Source organism: Microcystis sp. M49636_WE2, from assembly GCF_030065375.1.
Classification (GTDB): Bacteria; Cyanobacteriota; Cyanobacteriia; order Cyanobacteriales; family Microcystaceae; genus Microcystis; species Microcystis aeruginosa_C.
Map to the genome: position 1 here is coordinate 1 of NZ_JASJFG010000911.1, position 1,044 is coordinate 1,044.

The 1,044-nt window shown below is 43.7% G+C and carries 1 protein-coding gene and 2 pseudogenes; 1 reads left to right on the plus strand and 2 read right to left on the minus strand.

Going from position 1 to position 1,044, the window contains the following annotated elements; genetic code table 11:
- On the plus strand, window positions 1-453 hold a 453-nt coding region (locus PX484_RS20895; protein WP_502882772.1), incomplete at its 5' end, for an alpha/beta hydrolase.
- A 176-nt stretch (window positions 454-629) separates the two neighbouring features.
- Here the strand turns inward: PX484_RS20895 and PX484_RS25860 are convergent.
- Both PX484_RS25860 and PX484_RS25865 read right to left on the minus strand, forming a co-directional pair.
- A pseudogene (locus PX484_RS25860) lies at window positions 630-805 on the minus strand (DUF29 family protein); the annotation flags it as partial.
- 142 nt (window positions 806-947) lie between these two features.
- Window positions 948-1,044, minus strand: a pseudogene (locus tag PX484_RS25865) (DUF29 domain-containing protein); the annotation flags it as partial.

Below are 1,044 nucleotides of genomic sequence, written 5' to 3' on the forward strand. Positions count from 1 at the left end.
AGCAATCGTCAGCCTAATTTAGCACAAAAATTCCTGCGATCGATGCTGCTGCAACCCTGGGCCAGTTATCTCTTATTTCTCTATACCCGTCCACCCAAAACTATCCGCAAAACCCTAGAGAAAGTATATCTCGATCGCAGTGCCATTACTGAGCAGTTAATAGAAGATATCCGGCGTCCTTCCCTGGATGCGGGAGCAGCCAAAGTTTTTGCTTCTGTGTTTAAATCTCCCCGGGGGGAAAATGTGGATATTCTCCTGCAAAAGTTAAGTTGTCCCCTGTTGATGTTATGGGGTGAGGGGGACCCTTGGATGAATACTAGGGAACGCGGGTCCAAATTCCGTCAATACTATCCTTCTCTCACAGAATATTATCTAACTGCCGGTCATTGTCCCCACGATGAAATTCCCACAGAGGTTAACCAGTTGATTAGTGATTGGGTGAAAAGCTTATAGGTAGTTAGGGATCGGTTATCAGGTTTTTATTTTTTTGACGCTTATCTAACCTGAAAAAAGAGGGTTCGCAGGCAGGCACGGATTCCCATTCTACATATAAGTATCTGTCAAGTGCTGGGATTTGTCAAGGGTTTTTTTGAAAAAATCTGCCAGAATTTGGCCAGTAGGAAAGACATTGGCCGGTATTGGTAGAGAAGCAGATGAATGAGCAATTGTAGGGGATAACTATCTACTTTATGTCTCTGTTCGTTCCCCAATCTAATACATCTGTCCGTCTTTGTCGCAGTTGTTGGGCCGTTTCTTCTAACCAAGCAAGATAGTCTTGTTCTTATAAGTCTTTGGTATTGGTCAGGTATTAGGTTTTTATTTTTTTGACGCTTATCTAACCTGAAAAAAGAGGGTTCGCAGGCAGGCACGGATTCCCATTCTATATATAAGTATCTGTCAAGGGCGGGGATTTGTCAAGGGTTTTTTTGAAAAAATCTGCCAGAATTTCAGGGGAGAAAATCGGAATCGAGGATTTGTTCGGGACTATAGGGGCAGCTTTCGGCAAAGATAGCGGCCGGTAATTGGCTTTTTTGTCGGACTCGC